This window comes from Streptomyces sp. 4N124, assembly GCF_052245395.1.
GTDB lineage: Bacteria > Actinomycetota > Actinomycetes > Streptomycetales > Streptomycetaceae > Streptomyces.
In genome coordinates, this window is sequence record NZ_JBQQBS010000024.1 from 110,180 (window position 1) to 134,621 (window position 24,442).

General features: G+C 70.3%; 20 protein-coding genes, 1 pseudogene and 1 riboswitch. Of the genes and pseudogenes, 14 read left to right on the top strand and 7 right to left on the bottom strand.

Annotated elements, in window-relative coordinates; genetic code table 11:
* Positions 1 to 2 precede the first annotated feature (2 nt).
* The 7 genes from ACTWQO_RS24300 (at position 3) to ACTWQO_RS24330 (ending at position 8,916) form a co-directional block, all read left to right on the top strand.
* Entirely contained in the window at positions 3 to 1,574 is a 1,572-nt protein-coding gene (locus ACTWQO_RS24300) for an NADH-quinone oxidoreductase subunit M (protein ID WP_443239461.1), read from the top strand.
* A complete protein-coding gene (gene nuoN / locus ACTWQO_RS24305) occupies positions 1,571 to 3,220 on the top strand; it encodes an NADH-quinone oxidoreductase subunit NuoN (RefSeq protein ID WP_443239462.1) in 1,650 nt (549 codons plus the stop codon). Before ACTWQO_RS24300 ends, nuoN begins: the two co-directional genes overlap by 4 nt.
* A 180-nt stretch (positions 3,221 to 3,400) precedes the next feature.
* Positions 3,401 to 5,389, top strand: coding sequence for a DNA helicase RecQ (recQ, locus tag ACTWQO_RS24310; RefSeq protein ID WP_443239463.1), 1,989 nt, complete (start codon positions 3,401 to 3,403; stop codon positions 5,387 to 5,389).
* Positions 5,390 to 5,616: 227 nt separating this feature from the next.
* Positions 5,617 to 6,135, top strand: a complete 519-nt coding sequence (locus ACTWQO_RS24315; protein WP_443239464.1) for a hypothetical protein — start codon at positions 5,617 to 5,619, stop codon at positions 6,133 to 6,135.
* An 83-nt stretch (positions 6,136 to 6,218) separates the two neighbouring features.
* Positions 6,219 to 7,061: a DUF4097 family beta strand repeat-containing protein gene (locus tag ACTWQO_RS24320; RefSeq protein ID WP_443239465.1), complete on the top strand. Its 843-nt coding sequence runs from the start codon at positions 6,219 to 6,221 to the stop codon at positions 7,059 to 7,061.
* 77 nt (positions 7,062 to 7,138) lie between these two features.
* Positions 7,139 to 8,128 carry an ATP-binding cassette domain-containing protein gene (locus ACTWQO_RS24325; protein WP_443239482.1) on the top strand — a complete coding sequence of 330 codons (990 nt, stop codon included), beginning with the start codon at positions 7,139 to 7,141 and terminating at the stop codon, positions 8,126 to 8,128.
* Positions 8,125 to 8,916 carry an ABC transporter permease gene (locus tag ACTWQO_RS24330; protein WP_443239466.1) on the top strand — a complete coding sequence of 264 codons (792 nt, stop codon included), beginning with the start codon at positions 8,125 to 8,127 and terminating at the stop codon, positions 8,914 to 8,916. The genes ACTWQO_RS24325 and ACTWQO_RS24330 overlap by 4 nt, the downstream gene beginning before the upstream one ends.
* Before the next feature lie 51 nt (positions 8,917 to 8,967).
* On the opposite strand, the gene ACTWQO_RS24335 is transcribed toward ACTWQO_RS24330, so the two are convergent.
* Both ACTWQO_RS24335 and fahA read right to left on the bottom strand, forming a co-directional pair.
* The gene (locus ACTWQO_RS24335; protein WP_443239467.1) at positions 8,968 to 9,909 is read right to left on the bottom strand and encodes a M56 family metallopeptidase; all 942 of its coding nucleotides are present in this window, start codon (positions 9,907 to 9,909) and stop codon (positions 8,968 to 8,970) included.
* 204 nt (positions 9,910 to 10,113) lie between these two features.
* Positions 10,114 to 11,328, bottom strand: a complete 1,215-nt coding sequence (fahA, locus tag ACTWQO_RS24340) for a fumarylacetoacetase (RefSeq protein WP_443239468.1) — start codon at positions 11,326 to 11,328, stop codon at positions 10,114 to 10,116.
* Positions 11,329 to 11,626: 298 nt separating this feature from the next.
* Between fahA and ACTWQO_RS24345 the strand changes: the two genes are divergently transcribed.
* Positions 11,627 to 12,439: an HAD family hydrolase gene (locus tag ACTWQO_RS24345; RefSeq protein WP_443239469.1), complete on the top strand. Its 813-nt coding sequence runs from the start codon at positions 11,627 to 11,629 to the stop codon at positions 12,437 to 12,439.
* Positions 12,440 to 12,442: 3 nt separating this feature from the next.
* On the opposite strand, the gene ACTWQO_RS24350 is transcribed toward ACTWQO_RS24345, so the two are convergent.
* Together ACTWQO_RS24350 and ACTWQO_RS24355 are read right to left on the bottom strand one after the other, a co-directional pair.
* A complete protein-coding gene (locus ACTWQO_RS24350; RefSeq protein WP_443239470.1) occupies positions 12,443 to 12,925 on the bottom strand; it encodes a transglycosylase SLT domain-containing protein in 483 nt (160 codons plus the stop codon).
* Between the two features lie 3 nt (positions 12,926 to 12,928).
* Positions 12,929 to 13,091, bottom strand: a riboswitch (cyclic di-AMP (ydaO/yuaA leader).
* 282 nt (positions 13,092 to 13,373) lie between these two features.
* A complete protein-coding gene (locus tag ACTWQO_RS24355; protein WP_443239471.1) occupies positions 13,374 to 15,365 on the bottom strand; it encodes a CocE/NonD family hydrolase in 1,992 nt (663 codons plus the stop codon).
* 214 nt (positions 15,366 to 15,579) lie between these two features.
* Between ACTWQO_RS24355 and ACTWQO_RS24360 the strand changes: the two genes are divergently transcribed.
* The 5 genes from ACTWQO_RS24360 to ACTWQO_RS24380 all read left to right on the top strand — a co-directional run bounded on the left by ACTWQO_RS24360 (position 15,580) and on the right by ACTWQO_RS24380 (position 21,163).
* The gene (locus ACTWQO_RS24360; protein ID WP_443239472.1) at positions 15,580 to 16,590 is read left to right on the top strand and encodes a polyprenyl synthetase family protein; all 1,011 of its coding nucleotides are present in this window, start codon (positions 15,580 to 15,582) and stop codon (positions 16,588 to 16,590) included.
* Positions 16,591 to 16,736: 146 nt separating this feature from the next.
* Positions 16,737 to 17,738: a CHRD domain-containing protein gene (locus tag ACTWQO_RS24365; RefSeq protein ID WP_443239473.1), complete on the top strand. Its 1,002-nt coding sequence runs from the start codon at positions 16,737 to 16,739 to the stop codon at positions 17,736 to 17,738.
* Between the two features lie 272 nt (positions 17,739 to 18,010).
* A complete protein-coding gene (locus tag ACTWQO_RS24370) occupies positions 18,011 to 19,240 on the top strand; it encodes a LolA family protein (protein WP_443239474.1) in 1,230 nt (409 codons plus the stop codon).
* Positions 19,241 to 19,302: 62 nt separating this feature from the next.
* Entirely contained in the window at positions 19,303 to 20,277 is a 975-nt protein-coding gene (locus ACTWQO_RS24375; RefSeq protein WP_443239475.1) for an ABC transporter ATP-binding protein, read from the top strand.
* A complete protein-coding gene (locus ACTWQO_RS24380) occupies positions 20,264 to 21,163 on the top strand; it encodes an ABC transporter permease (RefSeq protein ID WP_443239476.1) in 900 nt (299 codons plus the stop codon). The genes ACTWQO_RS24375 and ACTWQO_RS24380 overlap by 14 nt, the downstream gene beginning before the upstream one ends.
* Before the next feature lie 3 nt (positions 21,164 to 21,166).
* On the opposite strand, the gene ACTWQO_RS24385 is transcribed toward ACTWQO_RS24380, so the two are convergent.
* The 3 genes from ACTWQO_RS24385 to ACTWQO_RS24395 form a co-directional block, all read right to left on the bottom strand.
* On the bottom strand, positions 21,167 to 21,748 hold the full coding sequence (locus ACTWQO_RS24385) for a flavodoxin family protein (RefSeq protein ID WP_443239477.1): 582 nt from the start codon (positions 21,746 to 21,748) through the stop codon (positions 21,167 to 21,169).
* Positions 21,749 to 21,824: 76 nt separating this feature from the next.
* Positions 21,825 to 22,955: an amidase gene (locus ACTWQO_RS24390; protein WP_443239483.1), complete on the bottom strand. Its 1,131-nt coding sequence runs from the start codon at positions 22,953 to 22,955 to the stop codon at positions 21,825 to 21,827.
* Positions 22,952 to 23,455 carry a DUF6668 family protein gene (locus ACTWQO_RS24395; protein ID WP_443239478.1) on the bottom strand — a complete coding sequence of 168 codons (504 nt, stop codon included), beginning with the start codon at positions 23,453 to 23,455 and terminating at the stop codon, positions 22,952 to 22,954. The genes ACTWQO_RS24390 and ACTWQO_RS24395 overlap by 4 nt, the downstream gene beginning before the upstream one ends.
* Positions 23,456 to 23,722: 267 nt before the next feature.
* Here ACTWQO_RS24395 and ACTWQO_RS24400 point away from each other — a divergent pair.
* Positions 23,723 to 24,442 (top strand): annotated as a pseudogene (locus tag ACTWQO_RS24400) (tetratricopeptide repeat protein); the annotation flags it as partial.

Here is a 24,442-nt window from a genome sequence, read left to right on the forward strand (position 1 = left end):
CGATGTCCTTTCCCCTGCTGACAGCGACGGCGGCGCTCCCCGCGATCGGGGCGATCGCCACGGCCGCCGTACCGGCCGCCCAGCGCACCGCCGCCAAGTGGCTGGCGCTGCTGGTCTCGTTGGCCACCCTCGGGCTGGCCATCACCACCCTGGTGCGCTTCGATCCCGACGGTGCCCGCTACCAGCTCACCGAATCCCACGCCTGGATCGCGGAGTTCGGAGTCCGCTACGAGCTGGGTGTGGACGGCATCGCGGTGGCGCTGATCGCGCTGACCGCCCTGCTGATCCCGTTCATCATCCTCGCGGGCTGGCACGACGCCGATCCGCTGGAGACCGGAAGCAGGCGCTGGCGGCCGACGCAGGGCTTCTTCGCCCTGATCCTGGCCGTCGAGGCGATGGTGATCCTCTCCTTCGAGGCCACCGACGTCTTCCTCTTCTACATCTTCTTCGAAGCCATGCTGATCCCGATGTACTTCCTCATCGGCGGCTTCGGGGACCGTGCCCACGAGCACGGCGAGAAGGTGGCGTCGACGCAACGGTCGTACGCGGCCGTGAAGTTCCTGCTCTACAACCTGGTCGGCGGTCTGATCATGCTGGCCGCCGTGATCGGCCTGTATGTGGTCGCCGGGAACTTCTCGCTCCAGGAGATCGCCGAGGCGCGGGCCAACGGCTCGCTCGACATGGCGACCAACACCGAACGCTGGCTGTTCCTGGGCTTCTTCTTCGCGTTCGCGGTGAAGGCGCCGCTGTGGCCGCTGCACACCTGGCTGCCCAACGCGATGGGGGAGGCCACCGCCCCGGTCGCCGTCCTCATCACGGCGGTCGTCGACAAGGTGGGCACCTTCGCGATGCTCCGCTTCTGCCTCCAGCTGTTCCCGGAGGCGTCGAAGTGGGCGACGCCCGTCATCCTCGTACTGGCGCTGATCAGCATCATCTACGGGGCGCTGCTCGCCGTCGGGCAGCGGGACATCAAGCGGCTGGTGGCGTACGCGTCGATCTCGCACTTCGGATTCATCATCATGGGCATCTTCGCGATGACCAGCCAGGGCCAGTCGGGCGCGACGCTGTACATGGTCAACCACGGGATCTCGACGGCCGCGTTGATGCTGGTGGCCGGCTTCCTGATCTCGCGGCGCGGCTCGCGGCTCATCGCCGACTACGGAGGTGTGCAGAAGGTCGCTCCGGTGCTCGCGGGCACGTTCCTGATCGGTGGCCTGGCGACCCTGTCGCTGCCCGGACTTGCCCCCTTTGTCAGTGAATTCCTGGTCCTGGTCGGCACGTTCGCGCGCTACCCGGTCATCGGGATCATCGCCACGTTCGGCATCGTGCTCGCCGCGCTCTACACCCTGGTCCTCTATCAGAGGACGATGACGGGCCCGGTGAAGGCGGAGGTCGCGGCGATGCCGGATCTCCGGGTGCGTGAACTCGTGGTCGTGGCCCCGCTGGTCGCGTTGCTGATCTTCCTGGGCGTCTACCCGAAGCCCGTCACGGACATCGTGAACCCGGCGGTCAAGCAGACCATGTCCGACGTAGAGCAGAAGGATCCTCAGCCCGAGGTGGAGGCGGCCAAGTGAGTACAGCAGTCGTCCACAGCCTGTGGACAACCGCGGCCGATCCGATCTCGAAGATCGAGTCGCCGAAGATCGAATACGGGCAATTGTCGCCGACCTTGATCGTCGTCGGGGCGGCGGTGGTCGGGGTGCTGGTCGAGGCGCTGGTGCCGCGCAAGGCCCGCTACTACGTGCAGGTGTTCGTCTCCGTCGTGGCTCTGGTCGCCGCCTTCGCGGCGGTCGTCGCGCTCGCGGCGGACGGATACGGCACGACCCGCGCGGGCATCGTGGCGATGGGCGCCATCGCGGTCGACGGCCCGGCCCTGTTCCTGCAGGGCACGATCCTGCTCGCCGGTCTGGTGGGCCTGTTCACCTTCGCCGAACGACGGTTGGACCCGGCGGCGCACGGCAACCGGGTCGACTCGTTCGCCGCGCAGGCCGCCTCCGTGCCGGGCAGCGACAGTGAAAAGGCCGCGGTCAAGGCGGGGTTCACCACCACCGAGGTGTTCCCCCTGCTGCTGTTCGCGATCGCGGGCATGCTGATCTTCCCGGCGGCCAACGACCTGTTGACGCTGTTCATCGCCCTGGAAGTCTTCTCGCTGCCGCTGTACCTGCTGTGCGCGATCGCGCGCCGCAAGCGGCTGATGTCGCAGGAGGCCGCGGTCAAGTACTTCCTGCTCGGCGCGTTCGCCTCCGCGTTCACGTTGTTCGGCATCGCGCTGCTGTACGGCTACGCGGGCTCGGTGTCGTACGCGACGATCGCGCAGGTCGTCGACGGCACGGTCACGAACGTCACCCCGGCGCTCGCGGACACCATGGGCAACGACGCGCTGCTGCTCATCGGCGCCGCGATGCTGGTGATGGGCCTGCTGTTCAAGGTCGGCGCCGTGCCGTTCCACATGTGGACGCCGGACGTCTACCAGGGCGCACCGACCCCGGTCACCGGATTCATGGCGGCGGCGACGAAGGTGGCCGCGTTCGGCGCGCTGCTCAGGATCCTCTACGTGGTGCTGCCCGGCCTGCGCTGGGACTGGCGGCCGGTCATGTGGGCGGTCGCGATCGTCACCATGCTCGGCGGTGCGATCGTCGCGATCACGCAGACGGACATCAAGCGGCTGCTGGCGTACTCGTCCATCGCGCACGCGGGCTTCATCCTCGCGGGTGTCATCGCGACCACGCCGGACGGGGTGTCGTCCGTGCTGTTCTATCTGGGCGCCTACTCGTTCGTGACGATCGGCGCGTTCGCGGTGGTCACGCTCGTACGGGATGCCGGTGGCGAGGCGACGCACCTGTCCAAGTGGGCCGGTCTCGGGCGCCGTTCGCCGCTCGTTGCGGCCGTGTTCGCGGTGTTCCTGCTGGCCTTCGCGGGCATTCCGCTGACCTCCGGCTTCGCCGGGAAGTTCGCCGTGTTCAAGGCGGCGGCGGAGGGCGGCGCGGGCCCGCTGGTCGTGGTCGGTGTGATCTCGTCGGCGATCGCCGCGTTCTTCTACATCCGCGTCATCGTGCTGATGTTCTTCAGCGAGCCGGCGCCCGAGGGCCCGACGGTCGCCGTGCCGTCCGCGCTGACGACGACGGCGATCGGCGTGGGTGTGGCGGTCACGCTGGTGCTCGGTGTGGCACCGCAGTACTTCCTGGACCTGGCGAGCCAGGCGGGAGTGTTCGTGCGCTGAACCGATCCGGACGCACACAGCCGCCCGGCACCCCACGCTCTGGGTGCCGGGCGTCTGTGCGTGAGGGGGCTGCTGTTCTGTGGGTCTCGGGCCGGCGAGCCTGTGGATAAGTCCGACGGTGTCAGAGCGGGCCCCTATCGTGGGGGCAGTGGTCGAGGTACGGCGTACGGGGGCACAGCGATGGGTGGGACGGGCGGGATCGGCGGGATGACAGCGGTAGCCGGGAGCGAGGCGCTTGCCACGCTCCACAGGGTTTTCGGGTACGACAGTTTCCGCGGCGAGCAGGAAGCGGTCATCGAGCATGTCGTGGCCGGCGAGGACGCCGTCGTGCTCATGCCGACCGGGGGCGGCAAGTCACTGTGCTACCAGATCCCGTCCCTGGTCAGACCCGGTACGGGCGTGGTCGTCTCGCCGCTCATCGCGCTGATGCAGGACCAGGTGGACGCGCTGCGGGCGCTCGGTGTGCGGGCCGGGTTCATGAACTCCACGCAGGACTTCGACGAGCGCCGGGTGGTGGAGGCCGAGTTCCTGGCGGGCGAGCTGGACCTGCTGTATCTGGCGCCGGAGCGCCTGCGGCTGGATGCCACCCTCGATCTGCTCTCGCGCGGCAAGATCGCCGTCTTCGCGATCGACGAGGCGCACTGTGTCTCCCAGTGGGGCCACGACTTCCGCCCCGACTATCTGGCCCTCTCCCTGCTCGGGGAGCGCTGGCCGGACGTCCCGCGGATCGCGCTCACGGCGACGGCCACGCACGCGACGCACAAGGAGATCACCCAGCGGCTGAACATGCCGACGGCCCGCCACTTCGTGGCGAGCTTCGACCGGCCCAACATCCAGTACCGGATCGTGCCGAAGGCGGACCCCAAGAAGCAGCTGCTGAGCTTTCTGCGCGAGGAGCACCCGGGCGACGCGGGCATCGTGTACTGCCTGTCCCGCAAGTCGGTGGACTCGACGGCCGAGTTCCTGAGCCGCAACGGCATCGAGGCGGTGCCGTATCACGCCGGTCTGGACGCGGGTACGCGCGCGGCGCACCAGTCCCGGTTCCTGCGGGAGGACGGTCTGGTCGTGGTGGCGACCATCGCCTTCGGGATGGGCATCGACAAGCCGGACGTACGGTTCGTCGCGCATCTGGATCTGCCGAAGTCGGTGGAGGGCTACTACCAGGAGACGGGGCGCGCGGGGCGGGACGGGCTGCCGTCCACCGCCTGGATGGCGTACGGGCTCAACGACGTCATACAGCAGCGCAAGCTGATCCAGTCCGGCGAGGGGGACGAGGCGTTCCGGCGACGGGCCGCCGCCCACCTGGACTCGATGCTGGCGCTGTGCGAGACGGCGCAGTGCCGCCGGGGCCAGCTCCTCGCCTACTTCGGTCAGGATCCCGATCCGGCGGGCTGCGGCAACTGCGACACCTGTCTGACCCCGCCGGAGACGTGGGACGGCACCGTCGCCGCGCAGAAGGTGCTGTCGACGGTGGTGCGGCTGCAGCGGGAGCGCGGGCAGAAGTTCGGCGCGGTGCAGATCGTCGACATCCTGCTGGGCAAGCGCACCGGCAAGGTGATCCAGTTCGACCACGACCAGCTGTCCGTGTTCGGCATCGGCGAGGAGCTGTCCGAGGGCGAATGGCGGGGCGTCGTACGGCAGTTGCTGGCGCAGGGGCTGCTCGCGGTCGAGGGGGAGTACGGCACGCTGGTGCTGACCGAGGCGAGCGGAGAGGTGCTGCGGCGGGAGCGGGAGGTGCCGCTGCGCAAGGAACCGAAGAAGCCGGCGTCGGCGCGTACGACGTCCTCCTCGTCCGGCCGGGGCGACCGCAAGCCCAAGGCGGCGGTGGCCGAACTGCCCGAGGAACTGCTGCCCGCCTTCGAGGCGCTGCGCGCGTGGCGCGCCGAGCAGGCCCGTGAGCAGGGCGTCCCGGCGTATGTGATCTTCCATGACGCCACGCTCCGGGAGATCGTCACGGTGTGGCCGACGTCGGTGCGAGAGCTCGGCGGTGTCAGCGGGGTGGGTGAGAAGAAGCTCGCGACGTACGGGGAGGGCGTCATCGGCGTGCTGGCCTCGCTGGAGGGCGGGGCACCCGGCTCCGCTCCCGCTCCTGCGGTCGCCGGTGCAGCGGGCGACGACGACCACTGGCCCGAGATGGACGCGGAACCGGAGCCCGACGACTGGGGATAGGGGTCCCTGTGATGCCGTAATGGCGTCACAGGGTGCCATGTGGCGCCATCCGGTGCCGCGCGGTGCCATTCCATGCTCCGAGGAGTGCGTGAGGGCACGTGGTGCCGTAGTCGCTCAGGTGGGCGCCAGCGTGTTTTCGCAGGTCAGGGTGGTGTCGGTAGGGCTTCGGGCTCAGGCTGCCACCTCATGGCTTGCGTGTGGCGCCATCGTGGTGCCATGATGGCGTCATGGACCTCACGCCGTATGTCGACACCCTCCGCCGTGAACTCGCGGTGGCCGCCGAGGCCGGCGGTGACGAAGCCCGCGAGCTGGCTGAGCGGCTCACGGCTCCCCTGGAGTCGGCGACTCGTCTGACCCTGCTCAATGTGCTCTCCGCCGCGATGGACGAGATCACCCGCGAACTCGCCCCCGGCTCGGTCGACGTACGGCTGCGTGGGCTCGATCCCGACTTCGTGGTGACACTGCCGTCGACCGACGATGGCGCCTCCGCGGAGCCTGTCGCGCCCGTCGAACACCTCAGGGCCTCGGCTCCCGCCGACGGTGACGAGGGCGGCACCGCTCGCGTCAATCTGCGGCTGCCGGCGCACCTCAAGGCGCGTGCCGAGGAGGCCGCGAGCCGTGAGGGGCTGTCGGTCAACGCGTGGCTGGTGCGGGCCGTGTCGGCCGCGGTCGACGGCGGTGCCCGGCCGCGTACGACGGAGAAGACCCGGACCGTCGGACAGAGCTTCACGGGCTGGGTGCGCTAGCCCGCGCCTCCGCCTGACCTACTTCATCCACACCACGTCCCACCAGCGGGGACGTCCCAAGGGCCCAAGAGGACGGGACAGTCATGCCTACTTTCGACACCCCCGAAGCGATCTCGGTCAACGCTCATGTGGGCGCCGGTTCCATCCAGTTCACCGCGAGCGACCGACCCGACACCGTCGTCGAGGTGGAGCCCGCCAACCCGAAGCGCGGCAAGGACGTGCGGGCCGCCGAGCAGACCGAGGTCTTGTACGCGAGCGGCGTCCTCACGGTCAGGACCGCCGAGCGCCGCATGATCGGCCCCAGCGGCCTCGTGTACGTGACGGTCGAGCTGCCCGTCGGCTCGTCCCTCGACGTGACCGGCTCCTGGACCCAGGTGCTCGGCGAGGGTCGGCTCGGGAAGGTGCGGGTGAAGACCTCGGGCGGCGACGTCCGTCTCGACACCACCGGACCGCTGCACCTCAAGGCCTCACACGGATCGGTCCGCGTGGACCGGGTCGAGGGCATGGCCGAGATCACCACCAGCTCCGGCAGCCTGCGGGTCGGTCTCGTCGACGGTCACGCCGTCCTGAAGAACTCGCACGGCACCACAATCGTCGACGCCGTGACCGGCGAGCTGCGGGTGAGCGGCGCACACGGCGATATCGAGATCGGGCGCGCCGAGGCCTCGGTCTCCGCCACCACCGCCCATGGCGCCCTGCGCGTGGCCGACGTCGCCCGCGGCACCGTCCAGCTGGAGACCAGCTACGGCGCCATCGAGGTCGGCATCCGCGAGGGCAGCGCCGCCTGGCTCGACGCCAACTCCGAGAACGGCCAGGTCCGCAACGCGCTCACCCCGTCCGAGGCCCCGGCGCAGTCCGAGGAATCCGTCAAGGTCCGGGCCCGGACCAACTGGGGCAACATCGATATTCGCCGCGCCAAGGCCTGAACACCGGCCCCACCAACTCATCCACTACCCCCGTCAATTCAGCCTTCGAAAGGGAGGGTCCCGTGCCTTCATCTGTCATGCCCACGTCCAGGCGGAGTGGCGACGGTCCGCAGTCGCCCGCCGCCGTCTCCACCGTCGGTCTGCGCAAGTCGTACGGCGACAAGACCGTCCTCGACGGCATCGACCTGCACATCCCGGCCGGTTCCGTGTTCGCGCTGCTCGGGCCGAACGGCGCTGGGAAGACCACCGCCGTGAAGATCCTTTCCACGCTCATCACCGCCGACGGCGGACAGGCCCAGGTCGCGGGCCACGACATCGCCGCCGAGCCGCAGGCCGTGCGCGGCGCGATCGGTGTCACCGGGCAGTTCTCGGCCGTGGACGGGCTGATCACCGGCGAGGAGAACATGCTCCTCATGGCGGGCCTGCACCACCTGTCCAAGTCCGAGGGGCGGCGGGTCGCCGCCGAGCTGCTGGAACGCTTCGACCTGGTGGAAGCAGCCAAGAAGCCCGCGCAGAGCTACTCCGGCGGTATGAAGCGGCGGCTGGACATCGCCATGACCCTGGTCGGCAACCCGCGGATCATCTTTCTCGACGAGCCGACCACCGGCCTCGACCCCCGCTCCCGCCACAACATGTGGGGCATCATCCGCGAACTCGTCTCCGACGGCGTCACGGTCTTCCTCACCACCCAGTACCTGGAAGAAGCCGACGAACTCGCCGACCGCATCGCCGTCCTCAACGACGGAAAGATCGCCGCCGAGGGAAGTGCCGACGAGCTCAAGCGGCTCATCCCCGGCGGACACGTCCGCCTCCGCTTCACCGACCCGGCCGCCTACCAGTCCGCCGCCGCAGCACTGCGAGAAGTGACGGGCGATGACGAATCCCTCGCCCTGCACATCCCCAGCGACGGCAGTCAGCGCGAACTGCGCTCCCTCCTCGACTGGCTCGACTCCGCCGGCATCGAGGCGGACGAGCTGACCGTGCACACCCCCGACCTCGACGACGTGTTCTTCGCCCTCACCGGCCCGGCCAACGTCCCCAACCAGCCCAAGGAGAACGTCCGATGAGCAACCTCTCCCTCGCCGTGCGCGACTCCTCCACCATGCTGCGGCGCAATCTCCTGCACGCGCGCCGCTATCCGTCCCTCACGCTGAACCTGCTGCTCACGCCGGTCATGCTCCTGCTGCTCTTCGTCTACATCTTCGGCGACACGATGAGCGCGGGCATCGGGGGCGGCGGGGCGGACAGGTCCGAGTACATCGCCTATCTCGTGCCGGGCGTCCTGCTGATGACCATCGGCTCCACCGCGGTCGGCACCGCCGTGTCCGTCGCCATGGACATGAACGAGGGCATCATCGCCCGTTTCCGCACGATGGCGATCCACCGTGGCTCCGTGCTCATCGGGCACGTTCTCGGCAGCGTGCTCCAGGCGATCATGAGCGTGGCCTTCGTCGGCGCCATCGGCGTGGCCATCGGCTTCCGCTCCACGGATGCCACGGCCCTGGAGTGGATCGCGGCATTCGCCCTGCTCACGCTGTTCACCCTGGCGCTCACCTGGCTCGCGGTCGGGATGGGCCTGGTCAGCCCGAACGCCGAGGCAGCCAGCAACAACGCGCTGCCGCTGGTCTTCCTCCCGCTCATCTCCAGCACCTTCGTCCCGATCGACGCGATGCCGGGCTGGTTCCAGCCGATCGCCGAGTACCAGCCGTTCACCCCGGCCATCGAGACCCTGCGCGGTCTGCTGCTCGGCAGCGAGATCGGCTACAACGGGTGGCTGGCGATCGCCTGGTGCCTCGCCCTCACCGCACTCGGTTACTTCTGGTCGAAGTCGGTTTTCAACCGCGACCCGAAGTAGCCGACCCGAAGCAGCCGACCCGAAGCAGCGAGGCCGTCCCCCTCCGCCCGCTTACGCCAGCGCCGTCAACCCCGGGCCGAAAAGGATCAGCAGGGGCAGTAGCGGCACCAGCGCGGCCGTCGTCGTAGCGATGATCCTGCGGCGGCGGCCCAGCCGTGGGCGGGGTTCCAGGAGCCGGTCCACGCGCTCGCCGAGCAGGCGGTGGCTGGATGCGCAGGACAGGACGCCCCGGTGCTGGTTGAGCTCGATCAACGCCAGTGCGGTGGTCAGGTGGCCGCATCGGCGGGATGCCGTGTCGTCGGCGGCGAGTTCGACGAGGCGGTGGGTCTGGTCGCAGAAGTGGGCGAAGAGCGGGATGCGGGGGAACCCGGTGGCGAGGGCGGTGGACAGGTGCAGCAGCCAGTCGTGATGGGCGCGGGCGTGGTCGCGTTCGTGAGTGAGGACGGCGTCGAGCTGGTGGTCGGTCAGCCGGTGCAGGGCGCCGGTGGTGACGACCAGTTGGGGCGGGCTGCCGGGCATCCACCAGGCGTCGGGGTACTCGTCCTCGAGGACCAGGAGCGGACCGCGCGCGGCGGCACCCAGCCCGGCCGGCAGTTCGGGGGCGCGTTCGCGCAGATGCGCTCGGGTCTGGCCGCGGCGCCTGCGCGCCTCCACCAGCTCGCGGGCGAGCATCGCCGTCGTCCAGGCGGCCCCGCAGGCCAGCAGCAGGGTGAGGGCGGCGGCCCAGGCCGGGGCCGTGGACAAGTCGTACGCGGCGGTCACCGACGGCGGCGCCGGGGCGAAGACCCGGTCGCGGACGGTGTGGAAGACGGCGGCCGTGCCCAGCACGAGCGCCGTCAGACAGCACAGCAGCACCGTCGCGACCAGGCACTGCCACACCCACAGCCCGACCACGGGTTCCCGCTCCGGCCACCCCGCCCGGGTCAGAGCACGCGGGACCGGCACGGCGGCCGTGAGGGCGACGACGCTCAGCAGGAGCAGGCAGACGGTCATGCCAGGGTCTCCGGATCCTGGTCGGGAAGGGCTGCGCTTCGGGAGGGGGCGCGGCTACGGGGCATCCCGCCCGCCGTAAGTATGACGGCGATGGCCGCCCGAGTCATGGGACAAGCACCACCCGATCCGAGCACCTGCCCCTCGGGCACCACCCGATCCCAGCGCCCGCCCCCTCCGGCACCCTCCCCGCGTCAGCCCTCCGCCTCAGCTCCCCGCCACAACCCGCCCCACAACCTCCCCCAACCCGACCCGCACCCCGTCCGCCCCCGGCGCCCATGCCGACAGCGTCACCACGTCCCCGTCCTCCAGGAACGTCCGCTTTCCGTCGGGGAGTTCCAGTGCGTCGCGGCCGTTCCAGGTCAGTTCCAGGAGGGAGCCGCGCTCGTGTTCGGTCGGGCCGCTGACCGTGCCGGAGCCGTAGAGGTCGCCGGTGCGCAGGGAGGCGCCGTTGACGGTCATGTGGGCCAGTTGCTGGGCGGCCGTCCAGTACATGGTGGAGAAGGGGGGCTCGGAGATCACATGGCCGTTGACGGCGACCGAGATGCGCAGGTCGTAGCCACCAGGCTCCTCCTGTGCATCGTCCAGATACGGCAGCAACGCATACGTCCGCTCCGGCGGCGCCACCCGCGCCTCGTCCAGCGCGTCCAGCGGCGTGATCCACGCCGACACCGACGTGGCGAAGGACTTGCCGAGGAACGGGCCGAGGGGGACGTACTCCCAGGCCTGGATGTCGCGGGCGGACCAGTCGTTGAGCAGGCAGAGGCCGAAGACGTGGTCCCGGAAGTCGCCGAGCCCGACCGGTCGGCCCATCGGCGACGGCGTGCCCACCACGAAGCCGACCTCCGCCTCGATGTCCAGGCGGACGGAGGGGCCGAAGACGGGCGCCGGGTCGGCGGGGGACTTGCGCTGCCCGGACGGTCGTACGACATCCGTGCCCGACACGACCACCGTGCCGGAGCGGCCGTGGTAACCGATCGGCAGATGCTTCCAGTTGGGGGTCAGGGAGTCGGGGGCGTCGGGGCGGAAGATACGGCCGACGTTCCGGGCGTGGTTCTCGGAGGCGTAGAAGTCGACGTAGTCCGCGACCTCGAAGGGGAGGTGCAGGGTCACCGAGGACAGGGGGTGGAACAGCGGCTCGACGGTCTCCCGGTGGGACGGCACCGTCAGCCACGCCGTCAGCGCGCGCCGTACGTCCGACCAGGTGGTGCGGCCCGCGGCCAGCAGCGGGTTGAGGGTGGGCCGGGCGAGCAGGGGGGCGTACGGCGAGCCGAGCGCGTGCGCCGCCGCGCCCGCGTCCAGGACGTGGTCGCCGAGCCGGACCCCGACCCTCCGCTCCGTGGTACCGGCGGGGGAGAAGACACCGTACGGAAGGTTGTGCGGGCCGAAGGGGTCGCCCTCGGGGACATCGAAGGGGGGCATGGGTGCTGCCTCGCTCTCGTGCGGTCCGTATACCAGGTGTGTCATGTGGTCGCGGCACACGTTACGGGGGCGAGGCCTGCTACGGCAGCCGCAGGTCAGCGACGTCGCCGAAGCCGTTCCGGACGGCGGGGGCGGTCTTCTGGAGGTGCCTTGGGGAAGGAGACGTCACGGCGTCACGGTGTCATTCGCTCCGGGGGCGTCCCGAGGGAGTGAAACGGGGACTCTCCGGCCCAAGTCACCGTAGGAGGCGTCCTGTTCGCGTCGAGTCGGTCGGGCTTTCTGTCCGTATTCTCTGATCATGGCCGCACCCATCGCATATTCACTCATCGCCACTGATCTGGACGGCACCCTGCTCCGGGGCGACGACACGCTCTCCGACCGGTCGCTCGCCGCGCTTGCGCAGGTGACGGCGTTCGGCGCCCGGCACTTGGTGGTGACGGGGCGGCCGGCCCCGAGGGTGCGGCCGTTGCTCGACATCCTCGGCAGCGAGGGGCTCGCGGTGTGCGGACAGGGCGCGCAGGTGTACGACGCCGGCGCGGACCGTCTGCTGTGGTCCGTCACGCTGGACCGGGAGCTGGCCGAGACCGCGCTCGGCAAGATCGAGGCGGAGATCGGGCAGGTGTACGCAGCCGTCGACCAGGACGGCGTCGACGGGCTCACGCTCATCGAACCGGGGTACCTGATGCCCCACCCGACCCTGCCCGCCGTACGCGTGGGGCGCCGCGACGACCTGTGGTGCGCGCCCATCAGCAAGGTGCTGCTGCGTCATCCCGCCCTGTCCGACGATGAGTTGGCGGCGACGGCGCGCGCGGTGGTGGGTTCACTCGCGACGGTCACCATGTCGGGGCCCGGGACCGTCGAACTCCAGCCATGCGGGGTGACCAAGGCGACCGGTCTCGCGCTGGCCGCCGAGCATCTGGGGCTGGGACCTGGGCAGACCATCGCTTTCGGGGACATGCCCAACGACATCCCCATGCTCGACTGGGCGGCGCACGGCGTCGCCATGGCCAACGCCCATCCCGAACTCAAGGCGGTGGCCGACGAGATCACCCTGTCGAACGAGGACGACGGCATCGCCGTCGTCCTCGAACGTCTCTTCCCGACGGGGTAGTTCTCAGTACGCGCCGAAGACGTTGTCGATCGAGCCGTACCGCTGGAACGCGTAGTTGCAGGCGGCGGTGATGTTGGCGACCGGATCGTACGGGTTGTACGCGGTGCCGGCCACGTGGTAGGCCTCGAAGGTCGGGTCGATGACCTGGAGGAGGCCCTTCGACGGGGTGCCCGCGGCGGCGTTGGAGTCCCAGTTGTTGATGGCTGCCGGGTTGCCGGAGGACTCCCGCATGATGTTGCGGTAGATGCCGTCGTACGACCCGGGGATGCCGTTCTGCGCCATCACCTGGAGGGACGCGCGGATCCAGCCGTCGAGGGTGTCGGCGTAGCCCAGCGAGGTGGCGGTGGCCACGGTCGGGGTGGCCGCCGAGGCGCTGGTCGCGCCGATGACCGGCAGCGCGAGGACGGCGACGCCGGTGCCGGCGACGGCGATGGCGCGGGTGATGCGAGCGGTTCTGGTACGGCGGTGCTTACCGGCTGCAGCCATGGCGAAGTTCCTCTCCGGCGCCTGCGAGGTGAGCTGTCGGGTTCGGGCTGGGAGGTGCCCGGCCACACCCTCACGGGCATGGCTTCACCCCGAGCCGTCCCGGCACGGTGTCCGGTCCGGCGGCTTACCTGGGTCCCCCGCTCCTGCCGTGCGGTGAGTTGGTCAATGGGTCGTTCGGGCGGTGGCAGGATTCGGCGTCCGCCCGACAGGCCGGGAACGTATGCGAGAGCACATGTCCGAAACAAGTACCGGATTCACACATCGCACCTATTGACCTTGGTGTGGGGCGAATGTGCTGCTTGATCCTTTGCGGTTGCCAAGCCCAACTGGCCATGGCGAAAGGCGGATCGGCGGATGCCTGTGTGTTTTCTGTGCAGGTCGGGACGTGAGTCACGTCACGCGTGTCCGCAAGCGCGGCAAAACGGGCAATCGGACCAAGAGGGCTTTATCAACCGGCCGTTCGCGGGATGCGCTTCTCCCAGGTCCGATGGAAGAGGACTTGGCCGCCCTCCGTGCAGATCACCTCGTCGGAGGTGGTGAAGTGGTCCCCGTCGCAGCTGATCTCCGAGCGGGTGCGGACCGTGGTGTCCCAGCCCTGTTCCGGGCGGTGCAACCGGATCGACCAGTCCGAGCGGGTGCGGGCCGACAGTGGGTCCGTCTCGTCGATCGTGTACGTCTCCAGCGCGTCCTCGGTGGACTCCAGCCCGTCGGGGTACGCGCGCGTGCCGCCGTACCTCGGGTCGACCTCAAGCCGCCACGTGCCCCGCGCGACGTCCCGCACCACCAGGCGTCCGGGGCGCGGCTCGTCGAGCGTGGCGGGGAAGTTGACGCCCAGCGGCTCAGCCTGCTCGGGTTCCTCGAAACGGATATTACGGTCGAATTCGCGCTTCCGTACGGGCAGTTCGAGGAAGCTGCCCGCCGGGTCCAGGGTGAAGCCCGCCGCCGAGTCGGGCTGCGGCCAGATCCACGGCCAGTACGCGGAGGAGACGGCGAGCCGGATGCGGTGGCCGGGCGGGAAGGCGTGGCCGACGGCATTCAGCTCGAAGGTCACCTCTTCGGTGGTGCCCGGCGTCCATGGCACGGTCCGGTCGCGGCCCTGTCGTGCCGAGAGGTTCAGTGCTCCGCGCGTGACCAGGGTCGACGAGCCGTCCGGTGCTATGTCACATACCCTCGCCACGACCTGCCCCCGCGGCGCCTGGGCAGTCACCCGCAGCCCCACCCGCGCCCGCCCCAGCACCCACGTCTCCTCGGCCACCGGAAACTCGAAGCACACCGACCGCGCGTCCTCCTCCCGCTGGTCCGGCGGCAGGTCGGCATCGTTGCCGAAGGGAATGAAGCGGCCGGCGTCGACCCCGGTGTGCATCGGCGACCGTACGAGGACGGGGGCGCCCTGACAGGCGTACGTCACCGTCGTCACGTTCGGGGAGGGCAACGCGGGCTCGCCGACCCAGCGGCCGGGCAGGGTGCCGTACACCGTGGCGGGGCGGTGGGAGTCGGTGACGTAGGCGCGCAGCAGGGGCTCGGGGAGTGCGCCCCTGCCCTTCAGCCAGTGGTCCCACCAGCGCAAAGTCTCCTGGAGGAAGCCGATCGCCGGACCGGGCGACAGGCCGCGGTCCGGGTACTGGTGCGACCAGGGGCCGATCAGTCCTCGTACGCGATCGGGTGGGAGGTGCTCGACGAGCCGCAGCACGGTGTCGCGGTACGGGTCGTGCCAGCCGCCCACCGCGAGGACGGCCGCCTTGATCGCGCCGTAGTCCTCACACACGCTGCCACGGCGCCAGTAGCGGTCCCGGGTCTGGTGGGCGAGCCAGGTGTGGACGAGGGGCTGGACGGCCTCCAGGCGCTCGACCCACATCTCGCGCCAGGCGGCCTCGCCGACGTGCCGCGGATCGGGCGGCCGGGAGGAGAAGGCGAGCATGGCGGCGGCCCAGGCGTGCATGTCCACCGCGAGGACGGAACCTCCCATGTAGTGCACGTCGTTGTCATAGCGATCGTCCGTCGAACAGACGGTCACGATCGCCTTGAGCGGCTCGGGCGCGAGGGCCGCGATCTGGAGGGAGTTGAAGCCGCCCCAGGAGATGCCGAACATGCCCACCTTGCCGTCGCACCAGGGCTGCGCCGCCAGCCAGTTGACCACCTCGACCCCGTCGGCCAGCTCCGTCACCGCGTACTCGTCGCCCGGGACGCCCTCACTGTTGCCGTGCCCGCGCACATCGACCCGGACGGAGGCGTAGCCGTGGCCCGCGTACCAGGGGTGGCGCTGGAAGTCGCGGGGAGCGGTCCAGTCGGTCAGGCGGTACGGAAGGTATTCGAGGAGCGCCGGTACGGGCTCGTCGGTGAGCGGGCGCCACGCGCGCGCGTAGAGCAGGGTCCCGTCCGACAAGGGGATACGGAGGTCCTCATGAGTCGTCTCGTAGGGGAAGGACGTACGGATGTTCATGGACACACCTCCCTACTTCCGGGTAAGTCGATAGATATCCATTCTTTTCAGATGATCGAAAACATACCGGTCGTGATCCGATACCGCCCGTGCTGCACGGGTGGGTGGGCATCGGTGATCGAAAGGTGACCGGATACGCTGACTTGAGTGATGGCAGCGACCTATCGACAAACCGTGTAAACGCCAGTGGACACCAGCAGACAGGAGACCCCTCGTGACCGTCGTCGGGCCGTTCGGGCTGAGCGTGCGGGACCAGGCTCTGGAAGCCGATGTCCAGGCCGGATTGGCGGCTGTCGAGGAAGGGTTGCTCGAAGCCACCAAGAGTGAGGTCCCGTTCATCACCGAGGCCGCGCAGCATCTGGTGCGGGCCGGCGGCAAGCGGTTCCGGCCGCTGCTCGTGATGCTCTCGGCGCAGTTCGGGGACCCGTACGCACCGGGGGTCGTGCCGTCCGCCGTGGTCGTCGAGCTGACGCACCTCGCGACGCTGTACCACGACGACGTGATGGACGAGGCGGCCGTACGGCGCGGGGTGCCCAGCGCCAACGTCCGCTGGGGCAACTCGGTCGCCGTGCTCACCGGTGACTTCCTGTTCGCGCGCGCCTCGCACACCCTCGCCGATCTCGGTCCGGAGGCGGTGCGGGTGCAGGCGGAGGCGTTCGAGCGGCTGGTGACCGGGCAGATCCTGGAGACGGCAGGACCGACGGACGGCCGGGATCCGGTCGAGCACTACCTGGACGTGCTGAGCGGGAAGACCGGGTCGCTGGTCGCGGTGTCGTGCCGGTTCGGGGCGATGATGTCGGGTGCCGACGAGACGGTGATCGACGTGCTGACGCAGTACGGGGAGCGGCTCGGGGTCGCCTTCCAGCTCGCCGACGACGTCCTGGACATCGCGTCCGACTCGCACGAGTCCGGGAAGACGCCGGGGACCGACCTGCGCGAGGGGATTCCGACCCTTCCGGTGCTGCGGCTGCGGGAGCGGGCGGCCCGGCTGGGGCTGGCCGAGGATGTCGCGCTGTGCGAGCTGCTGGACTCCGACCTGAGTGACGACGCTCGGCTCGCGGAGGCGCTCGCGGGATTGCGTGGGCATCCGGCGCTGGAGCAGGCGCGGCGGGACACGGTGCGGTATGCGGAGGACGCGCGGGCCGCGCTGGCTCCGTTGCCGGAGTGCGACGCGAAGGCGGCGCTGCTGGAGTTGTGCGACGCCGTGGTGCATCGGGCGGGCTAGTTCCGGCGCTGAGCAGCGGGGACTTGTGGTGTGATGCAGGTCACACTGCTGGACTGAGTCCAGACTGAGATCGCCTCCGTATTCATGCCCAGAAGCTGACGCAGGGGGCGTCGGCTGCATTACGGGGAGACAAAAGAATTATGGGCATGAACGCGACGTTCTCACTGCGCCGTAAGAGCCTGATCGTCACCGCTGTCGCGGTGGCCGCCGCCGGTGGTGTCGCCGCCGCGGTGATTCCCGCCTTCGCCGCCGGAGGCAACCGCGCCGACCACGCGGGGCACACCGGAGGCGAAGGCATCGTGAGCCAGAGCGGCACCGTGGCGGGCGGCACGGGCGGGACCATCCTCGCCGCCAGTCTGCGGGGCGCGGGCGAGGTGCCCGTGGAGGGCGGTCCGGCCGTCGGGGACAAGGACGGCGCCGCGCTCCAGTTCGTGAAGGTGAAGGACAACAAGGTGTCCGTCGCCGTGAAGTGGCGCGGCACGGACAAGCCGACCCTGCTCCACATCCACCAGGGCGCCAAGGGCACGAACGGCGGCGTCAAGGTCGACTTCACCAAGCTGCTCGCGGGCGCCAAGGGCAAGACCGTCACCGGCAGCGTCAAGGTCGACGACGCCGCTCTGCTCAACTCGCTGAAGTCCGACCCCGGTTCGTTCTACGCCAACCTGCACACGGCCGAGTTCCCGGGCGGAGCCGTCCGCGGCCAGCTGCACAAGGTGACCACGGCGTTCGACTTCCGCGACGCGCTCGACAACTTCCAGGCATCCGTCCTCAAGGGCAAGCAGATCTACGAGTGCAAGCCGGCCGAGGGCGGCGGGTACGCCTTCGGCCAACGGGACGTCAGCGCCATCCTGGCCGGCCCGATCGCGCACTCCTTCGTCAAGCCCAACTCCGGTACGCCGCAGTGGATCGCGCCCGACCGCAGCGCCGTCACCGGATCCGTCATCAGCAGGACGCCCAACGGCGACAAGAACATCCCGGAGCTGGACCTCAAAGCCACCCAGTCCGGCAAGCACCGCGGGCTCCTCGCCGACACCGCGGAGATCCTGCGGCTGAACACCGTCGGCGGCGTCGCCCCGGCCGGCTCCTGCGAGCCGGGCACCATCGTCGGCGTGCCCTACCAGGCGGACTACGTGTTCATCCAGCGCTGACCCACGCGGCGCTGATCCACGCACTGATCCACAAGAAAGGGCGGCGTCTTCCCCGCACGACCCCTACGGGTCGGGGGAGGCGCCGCCCTCGCATGTCATACCGCAGCAGTACGCGGAGTTGGCTCCGCAGGTTGACGTATACCTCCGGCCGATTTGGTCAACTGGAGACCACGGAAAACACCACTCCTCACCGATTCGGGTGAGAATGGCGGCTCAGGGTGGGACGAGTGCGATTAAGCGACAGCCGCCGCTACGACGGAGGTAAGGCACACATGGCACCGTACGAATCCGACGACAGCACGACCGCCGGCGAGGTGGACGACCTCCGCGCCGGGCGCCGCAAGGCCGCGCGGTACGTCGTTCCGGTCGCGGTGGTGGGCGTGGCGGCGGCGACCATCGGGCTGGTCCCGGCGATCGCCGACTCCGGCGACCCCGACCTGCCCAAGATCAGCGCACAGCAACTCATCGAGAAGATCGCCGCATCGGACGTACAGCAGCTGTCCGGCACGGTGAAGATCAGCACGGACCTGGGGCTGCCGGACCTCGGCGGCCTGGAGAGCAGCCTGATGTCCGGGGCGACGCAGTCGGGCGAGGGCTCGTCCGCCGACCCGAGCTCCAAGCTCATGGAGCTGGCGTCCGGCACGCACACCGTGCGCGTCGCCGCCGACGGCGAGGACAAGCACAAGATCTCGCTGCTGCAGAACGCCGCCGAGTACAGCCTGATCCACAACGGCAAGGACGTCTGGGGCTACGACAGCGCGTCCAACGAGGTCTACCACGGCACCGCATCCGAGAGCGCCGACGGGAAGACGAAGGAAGACGTCCCGGCCACGCCCCAGGAACTCGCCGAGGAGGCCCTGAAGTCGGTCGACGACACGACGTCCGTGACCGTCGACGGCACCGCGCAGATCGCGGGCCGGGACGCCTACCGGCTGCTCATCAAGCCGAAGGACTCCGGCTCCACGGTCGGTGCGATCACCGTCGGCGTGGACGCCAAGACCGGTCTGCCGCTGAAGTTCACGCTGACCCCGGCGAGCGGCGGCGCCGCCGTCGTGGACGCGGGCTTCACCCAGGTCACCTTCGCCAAGCCGGCCGCCTCCACCTTCGACTTCACCCCGCCCAAGGGCGCGAAGGTCACGGAGGAGGGCGACGTCGCGGCCGGTGAGCACGGCCAGGCTCCGGACGACTTCAAGATCCCGGACAACTCCAAGACTCCGGACGAGCAGAAGGCGCCCGAGGGCGAGCCGAAGGTCATAGGCGAGGGCTGGAACTCCATCGCGGTCATCGAGACCGGCGGCGAGGGCATGCCCTCCGGCTCCGAGGTCGGCGGCCAGTTCGGCGGCTTCCTCGACTCGCTCGGCGACAAGGTGACCGGCAAGTTCGGCGAGGGCACGGTCTTCAAGACCCGCCTGGTCAACGCCCTGATGACGGACGACGGCAAGGTCTACGTCGGCATGGTCACGAAGGACGCCCTGGTGAAGGCGGCCAACGAGGCCAAGTAACAGCCGTACGCAGAACACTCGTACGCGAAGTACCGTACGCGTACGACGAATCGAGGGAGCCGATGGACGAGCCGCCCGCCACGGAGCCGGACACGGAGAGTGCTGGTGACGGGGTCATCCGGACCCGTGCGCTCACCAAGCGCTTCCGCGGCGGGCAGCTCGCCGTCGACGGTCTGGATCTGACCGTCCCGGCAGGCAGCGTCTTCGGCTTCCTCGGTCCGAACGGCTCCGGCAAGACCACCACCATCCGCATGCTGATGGGCCTCATCGAGCCGACCTCCGGCACGGCACGCGTACTCGGCCATCCCATGCCCCGGGGCACGCGCGCCGTACTGCCGCACGTCGGCGCGCTGATCGAGGGGCCCGCGCTGTACGGCTTCCTCTCCGGCCGCGACAACCTCATCCGGTACGACGCCGCCGACCCGACCGCCGACCCGCGCACCCGGCGCGCACGCGTCGCGGCCGCGCTGGACCGGGTGGGTCTGACAGCGGCAGGGGGCAAGAAGGCGAAGGCGTACTCGCTCGGCATGAAGCAGCGGCTGGGTCTCGCCGCCGCGCTGCTCCAGCCCCGCCGGCTCCTCGTCCTGGACGAGCCGACGAACGGGCTCGATCCGCAGGGGATGCGTGAAATCCGCTCCCTGATCAGGGAGTTGGCCTCCGACGGCACGACCGTCTTCCTCTCCTCCCACCTGCTGGACGAGATCGAGCAGGTCTGCAGCCATGCCGCCGTGATGGCGCAGGGGCGGCTGATCACACAGGGCGCGGTGACGGACCTGGCGGCCGGGATGCGGGGCCGACTGGTCGTCACCACCCCGGACACGGGCGACGCGGCCCGGGTGCTCAAGGAGCAGGGCGCCTCGGACGTCACCATCGAGGACGACCGGGTGACCGCGGAGCCGCCCGACCGTGATCTCGCCGCGGTGAACGCCGCGTTGGTGACGGCGGGGGTTCGGGTCCGCGGATTCGCGGTCGAACGGGCCTCCCTGGAAGACGCGTTCGTGGCGCTGACGGGGGAGGGCTTCGATGTCGCAGGCTGAGCTGGTCGGGCCGAGCGAGGTCCAGGTCCCCCGGAAACAGAGCCCGTTGTGGACCCTCGGTCTCCTCCGCAGCGAGCTGGTGACGACGTTCCGGCGCTGGCGCACGCTCGCGCTTCTCGGTGTGCTGGCCGCCGTACCCATCCTGGTCGGGATCGCCGTCAAGATCGAGACGAGCGACGGCTCGGGGGTCGGCGGAGGCGGCGGCGGTGGAGAGGGGCCCGCGTTCATCTCGCAGATCACCAACAACGGCCTCTTCCTGGTCTTCACCGCGCTGGCCGCGACCCTCCCGTTCTTCCTGCCGATGGCCATCGGCGTCATCGCGGGCGACGCGATCGCCGGCGAGGCCAACGCGGGAACGCTGCGCTATCTGCTCGTCGCCCCGGCCGGCCGCACCCGCCTGCTGCTCACCAAGTACGCGACCACGATGGCCTTCTGCCTGGTGGCCACCCTGGTGGTCGCGGTCTCGGCGCTCACGGTCGGCGCGCTGCTCTTCCCGCTCGGCGACCTCACGACGATCTCGGGAACCCAGATCAGCTTCACCGAGGGCCTGGGCCGAGCCCTGCTGATCGCGCTGGTCGTCGCCGCGTCACTGACGGGCGTGGCGGCCCTGGGCCTGTTCGTCTCCACCCTCACCAACAGCGGCATCGCGGCGATGGCGACGACGGTCGGTCTGCTGATCACCGTCCAGATCCTCGACCAGATCCCGCAACTGCACGCACTCCAGCCGTACTTCTTCTCCCACTACTGGCTGTCCTTCGCCGACCTCATGCGCGATCCGATCTACTGGGACGACCTGGTGAAGAACCTCGGCCTGCAAGGCCTCTACGCGGCGGTCTTCGGGGCAGCCGCCTGGGCTCGGTTCACGACGAAGGACATCACGGCGTAGAAGTCAGCCGTCGTACGGGAAGCGGGCGAGCGGTGCCTCCTGGGCGAAGAACGTCTTGGCGTGGGCCAGCGCCTCGGCGTCCTTCAGTACGTCGCCGGGCTTGGAGCCGTTGCCGAGCAGGACGCCGCCGAAGCGCATACCCATGTAGGCGGCCGAGTTGTTGAGGGTGCCGATCAGCGGGTCGGCTACCTCCCGCTCCTCGTGCGCGAGCGCGGTGACGCCCCAGAGGGTGCGCCCGGCCAGCGTCGCCTTGAAGTCGAGGCCGGGGGTGCGCAGCCAGCCCGCCCAGTAGTCGAGGTAGCGCTTGGTCGGGGCGGACACCGAGTACCAGTACAGCGGCGAGGCGATCACGATGTCCGTCGCCGAGAGCGTCGCGTCCAGCAGGAACGCCGTGGTGCCCTCCGTGGGGCGGACATGGTCGCTGTCGTGCCGCAGATCCTCGTAGTCGGGCAGCGGACGGGCGGCGAGGTCGATCCACTCCTGCTCGACGTCCGCGGGCAACTGCTCGGCGGCCCTGCGGGCCAGCAGTTCGGTGTTGCCCTCGCTGCGGCTGCTGCCCAGCAGGAACAGGAAACGGCGGCTCATGACATCCCCCACTTGGTCGGCGTACGACGGCTACTTGCGTACGCAGTATATGCGCACACATTTAAATGTCCATGGGTCACATGTACGGCGTCGGCCTCGCCCGCAACCCAGCTCGCCCCTCCGCCTCCCGCGCCACCCCCAGCAGCAATGCCTCCCGGCCATGCGCCGCCACCAGCTGCAGCCCGACCGGACAGCCGTCGGCGCCGAAACCGGCCGGGAGACTGAGGGCCGGGTGTCCGCTGAGGTTGAACGCCCAGGTGAGCGCCGTGGAGTAGCGGTCGCCCGGGCCTTCGTGGCCGTGCGGCGGGTTCGGGGTGGTCGGGGTCAGCAGGAGGTCCGCGTCCGCGAAGAGGGCGTCGAGGCGACGGTCGTTCTGCGCACGGAGGCGGTGGGCGGCAGTGGGGTCGGCGCCGGGAGTGCGGAGGGCGAGCCAGGCGGGGGCAGGGTCTTCGAGACGAAGGGTGGCTCTGACGAGCCGTACGACGCCGGTGTCCGCGAGGTGCTGCGCTGCCGTTCGCGCGATGGCGACGAGCTCCGGATCGGGGGCTGCGAAGCCGAGGTCGGGGGACCAGACGGCGGTCGGTGCAGGTACTTCGGAATCCGATGGCTGTTCCCCGGCCGTGATCCGCCAGTACGCCGCCGCATCCTCCGCACACCGCGCCAGCACCCCGGCCGCCGTGAGCCCCGTACGGTCGGTGTTGGTCGTCTTCAGGCCGACCACCCCGCACCAGGCGGCGGGGATCCGCACCGACCCCGCCCCGTCGCTGCCGGTCGCCAGCGGCACCAGGCCCGCGGCCACCGCCGCGGCGGAACCGGCGGAGGAGCCACCGGGGGTGCGGTCGGAGCGCCAGGGGTTGACGGTACGGCCGTACGCGCCAAGTCCCCAGGTCTGCCAGGGAGTTCCGTGCCCGGGAACGGCCGTGGCGCCCACGGGGACGCACCCGGCCTCGATCAGCGGAGCCGCCGTACGCAGCCCGTGCCGCCGCCCCTTCACTCCGATCTGCACCCCGGCCAGCGGCAGCCGCTCGCCCGCCGCGACCCGTGCGTCCACCTCGCCCGCCCGCCGCAGCGCCTCCTCGCCCCACACCTCGACGAAGGCGCACAGCTCGGGCTCGGCCTGCCGGATCCGCTCCAGCGACTCCACTACGACATCGACGGCGCGCAGCGTCCTTGACCGTACGGCGGCGGCGATCTCGGTGGAGGTCAGCGAGTCCGTACCTCCGTGAGCCGTGTCAGGGCCGCGGTCTCGCGCGGCGGCCTCCCGCTCAGGTCGCCCAGGCGCCAGTTCTGCACCCACGGCACGCGGTACACGTCGATCACCGACTCGATCACCTTGACCTGCTGGGCGAGCGGGCGGGGCAGCCGGCCGGGGGCGTCCGCGACGAGGACGACGGCGTCGAGATCGAGTCCCGGCGGGGCCTCCCCGCGCCGGAAGACCTCCACGACGTGCAGGGCGGACGCCAGGCCGGTCGCGTGGGTGCGGGCGACGAGCAGCACCGACCGCGGATCATCGGGGCCGGGCCAGTCACGTCCGCAGTCCTGGCCGCCGTAGACGGTGGCCAGCGTGGAGACGCCCGCCCCGCCGTGCGTGCCGACCCAGGAGAAACGCCGGGCCGTGGCTCCGGGAAGCGCGGGGCCGTCCGACCCCGTCACGGCCACCGGGCCGCGGAGCCAGATCTCCGGCCCCTGCTGCACATCCGTCCGCATGCCCACTCCGTCCTCCCGAGCCACCGATCCCGCCCCGCCCGCGCCGGCTCCACGACGGGGCGTGAGCTCCTGGGACGAGGCTGTGACGCCATGGTGACGTGGGAACCGGGGGCGAGCGGAGAGACTACTCAACAGTACGTGCACGACCGGATCTTGCTGTCGGGGGGCGCGGAAGCGGAGGCCGCGGGGCGGGGGGCACCATGGAAACCGAACCCGTAGCCGAGCGCCCCGTCCGCGGACTACCCGGCACATCCGAGTGAGGGAACGATGTCTCGACTCAGCCGCGACAAGAAGCGGGAACAGAAGCACGCCGCCCAGTCGGCGGGCCCCGCGGTGGCCCCCATCGACGTCCACGTCCCCGTGGCGGGGCCGGGCGCGGGCACCGCATCGGTGGGCGGCGTCCCCGTCGTCCCCGCTCCCGGCGAGGAGATCCAGCACACCGTCCTGAACCACCTCCACCGCATCGCCCTCGCCACCGGTCACCCGGTCCACGCCACCATCCACGACGAGCGCATCGGCTACGTCGTCCCACTCCTGATGAACGGCGACGGCTCCACGCAGTTCACGGCGGAGCCGGTGCGGGTGGGAGTGGGAGCGGGGGGTGCGGGGCCGATGGGGGAGTCGCGGCCGGTGGGGGAGTCCGTGCTCCCGGGGGACGCCGCGCGGGAGTCGGCGCAGGGGGTCGTATCCCCAGGGGGCGTGCCCGCAGCGGATGCCGTACGAGACGCCGTACCGCCTCCTCCCCCTCCCGGTCCGCCCGCGCCGCCCCGCGACAGGTCCACGCACGTGCTGCGCGCCATACCGGAAGCGCAGCCGCAGCCGCCTCGCGACGCCGCCCCCACCTTCCCCCCGCGCGCCATACCGGAATCGGTACAGGACACCCCGCCCGGCACGGTCGAACCACCGATGGGTGAGTTCGGCCCGCCGCCGGCGATGGACGCGACCCCGCCCCCGCCCCCGACCCCGGCCGCGCAACCCCTAACGCCC

Coding starts and splice junctions, on each gene's coding strand:
- ACTWQO_RS24300 (WP_443239461.1), top strand. CDS start 3: ATGTCCTTTCCCCTGCTGACAGCGACGGCGGCGCTCCCCGCGATCGGG.
- recQ (WP_443239463.1), top strand. CDS start 3,401: ATGGGTGGGACGGGCGGGATCGGCGGGATGACAGCGGTAGCCGGGAGC.
- ACTWQO_RS24315 (WP_443239464.1), top strand. CDS start 5,617: ATGGACCTCACGCCGTATGTCGACACCCTCCGCCGTGAACTCGCGGTG.
- ACTWQO_RS24320 (WP_443239465.1), top strand. CDS start 6,219: ATGCCTACTTTCGACACCCCCGAAGCGATCTCGGTCAACGCTCATGTG.
- ACTWQO_RS24325 (WP_443239482.1), top strand. CDS start 7,139: ATGCCCACGTCCAGGCGGAGTGGCGACGGTCCGCAGTCGCCCGCCGCC.
- ACTWQO_RS24330 (WP_443239466.1), top strand. CDS start 8,125: ATGAGCAACCTCTCCCTCGCCGTGCGCGACTCCTCCACCATGCTGCGG.
- ACTWQO_RS24335 (WP_443239467.1), bottom strand. CDS start 9,909: ATGACCGTCTGCCTGCTCCTGCTGAGCGTCGTCGCCCTCACGGCCGCC.
- fahA (WP_443239468.1), bottom strand. CDS start 11,328: ATGCCCCCCTTCGATGTCCCCGAGGGCGACCCCTTCGGCCCGCACAAC.
- ACTWQO_RS24345 (WP_443239469.1), top strand. CDS start 11,627: ATGGCCGCACCCATCGCATATTCACTCATCGCCACTGATCTGGACGGC.
- ACTWQO_RS24350 (WP_443239470.1), bottom strand. CDS start 12,925: ATGGCTGCAGCCGGTAAGCACCGCCGTACCAGAACCGCTCGCATCACC.
- ACTWQO_RS24355 (WP_443239471.1), bottom strand. CDS start 15,365: ATGAACATCCGTACGTCCTTCCCCTACGAGACGACTCATGAGGACCTC.
- ACTWQO_RS24365 (WP_443239473.1), top strand. CDS start 16,737: ATGAACGCGACGTTCTCACTGCGCCGTAAGAGCCTGATCGTCACCGCT.
- ACTWQO_RS24370 (WP_443239474.1), top strand. CDS start 18,011: ATGGCACCGTACGAATCCGACGACAGCACGACCGCCGGCGAGGTGGAC.
- ACTWQO_RS24375 (WP_443239475.1), top strand. CDS start 19,303: ATGGACGAGCCGCCCGCCACGGAGCCGGACACGGAGAGTGCTGGTGAC.
- ACTWQO_RS24380 (WP_443239476.1), top strand. CDS start 20,264: ATGTCGCAGGCTGAGCTGGTCGGGCCGAGCGAGGTCCAGGTCCCCCGG.
- ACTWQO_RS24385 (WP_443239477.1), bottom strand. CDS start 21,748: ATGAGCCGCCGTTTCCTGTTCCTGCTGGGCAGCAGCCGCAGCGAGGGC.
- ACTWQO_RS24395 (WP_443239478.1), bottom strand. CDS start 23,455: ATGCGGACGGATGTGCAGCAGGGGCCGGAGATCTGGCTCCGCGGCCCG.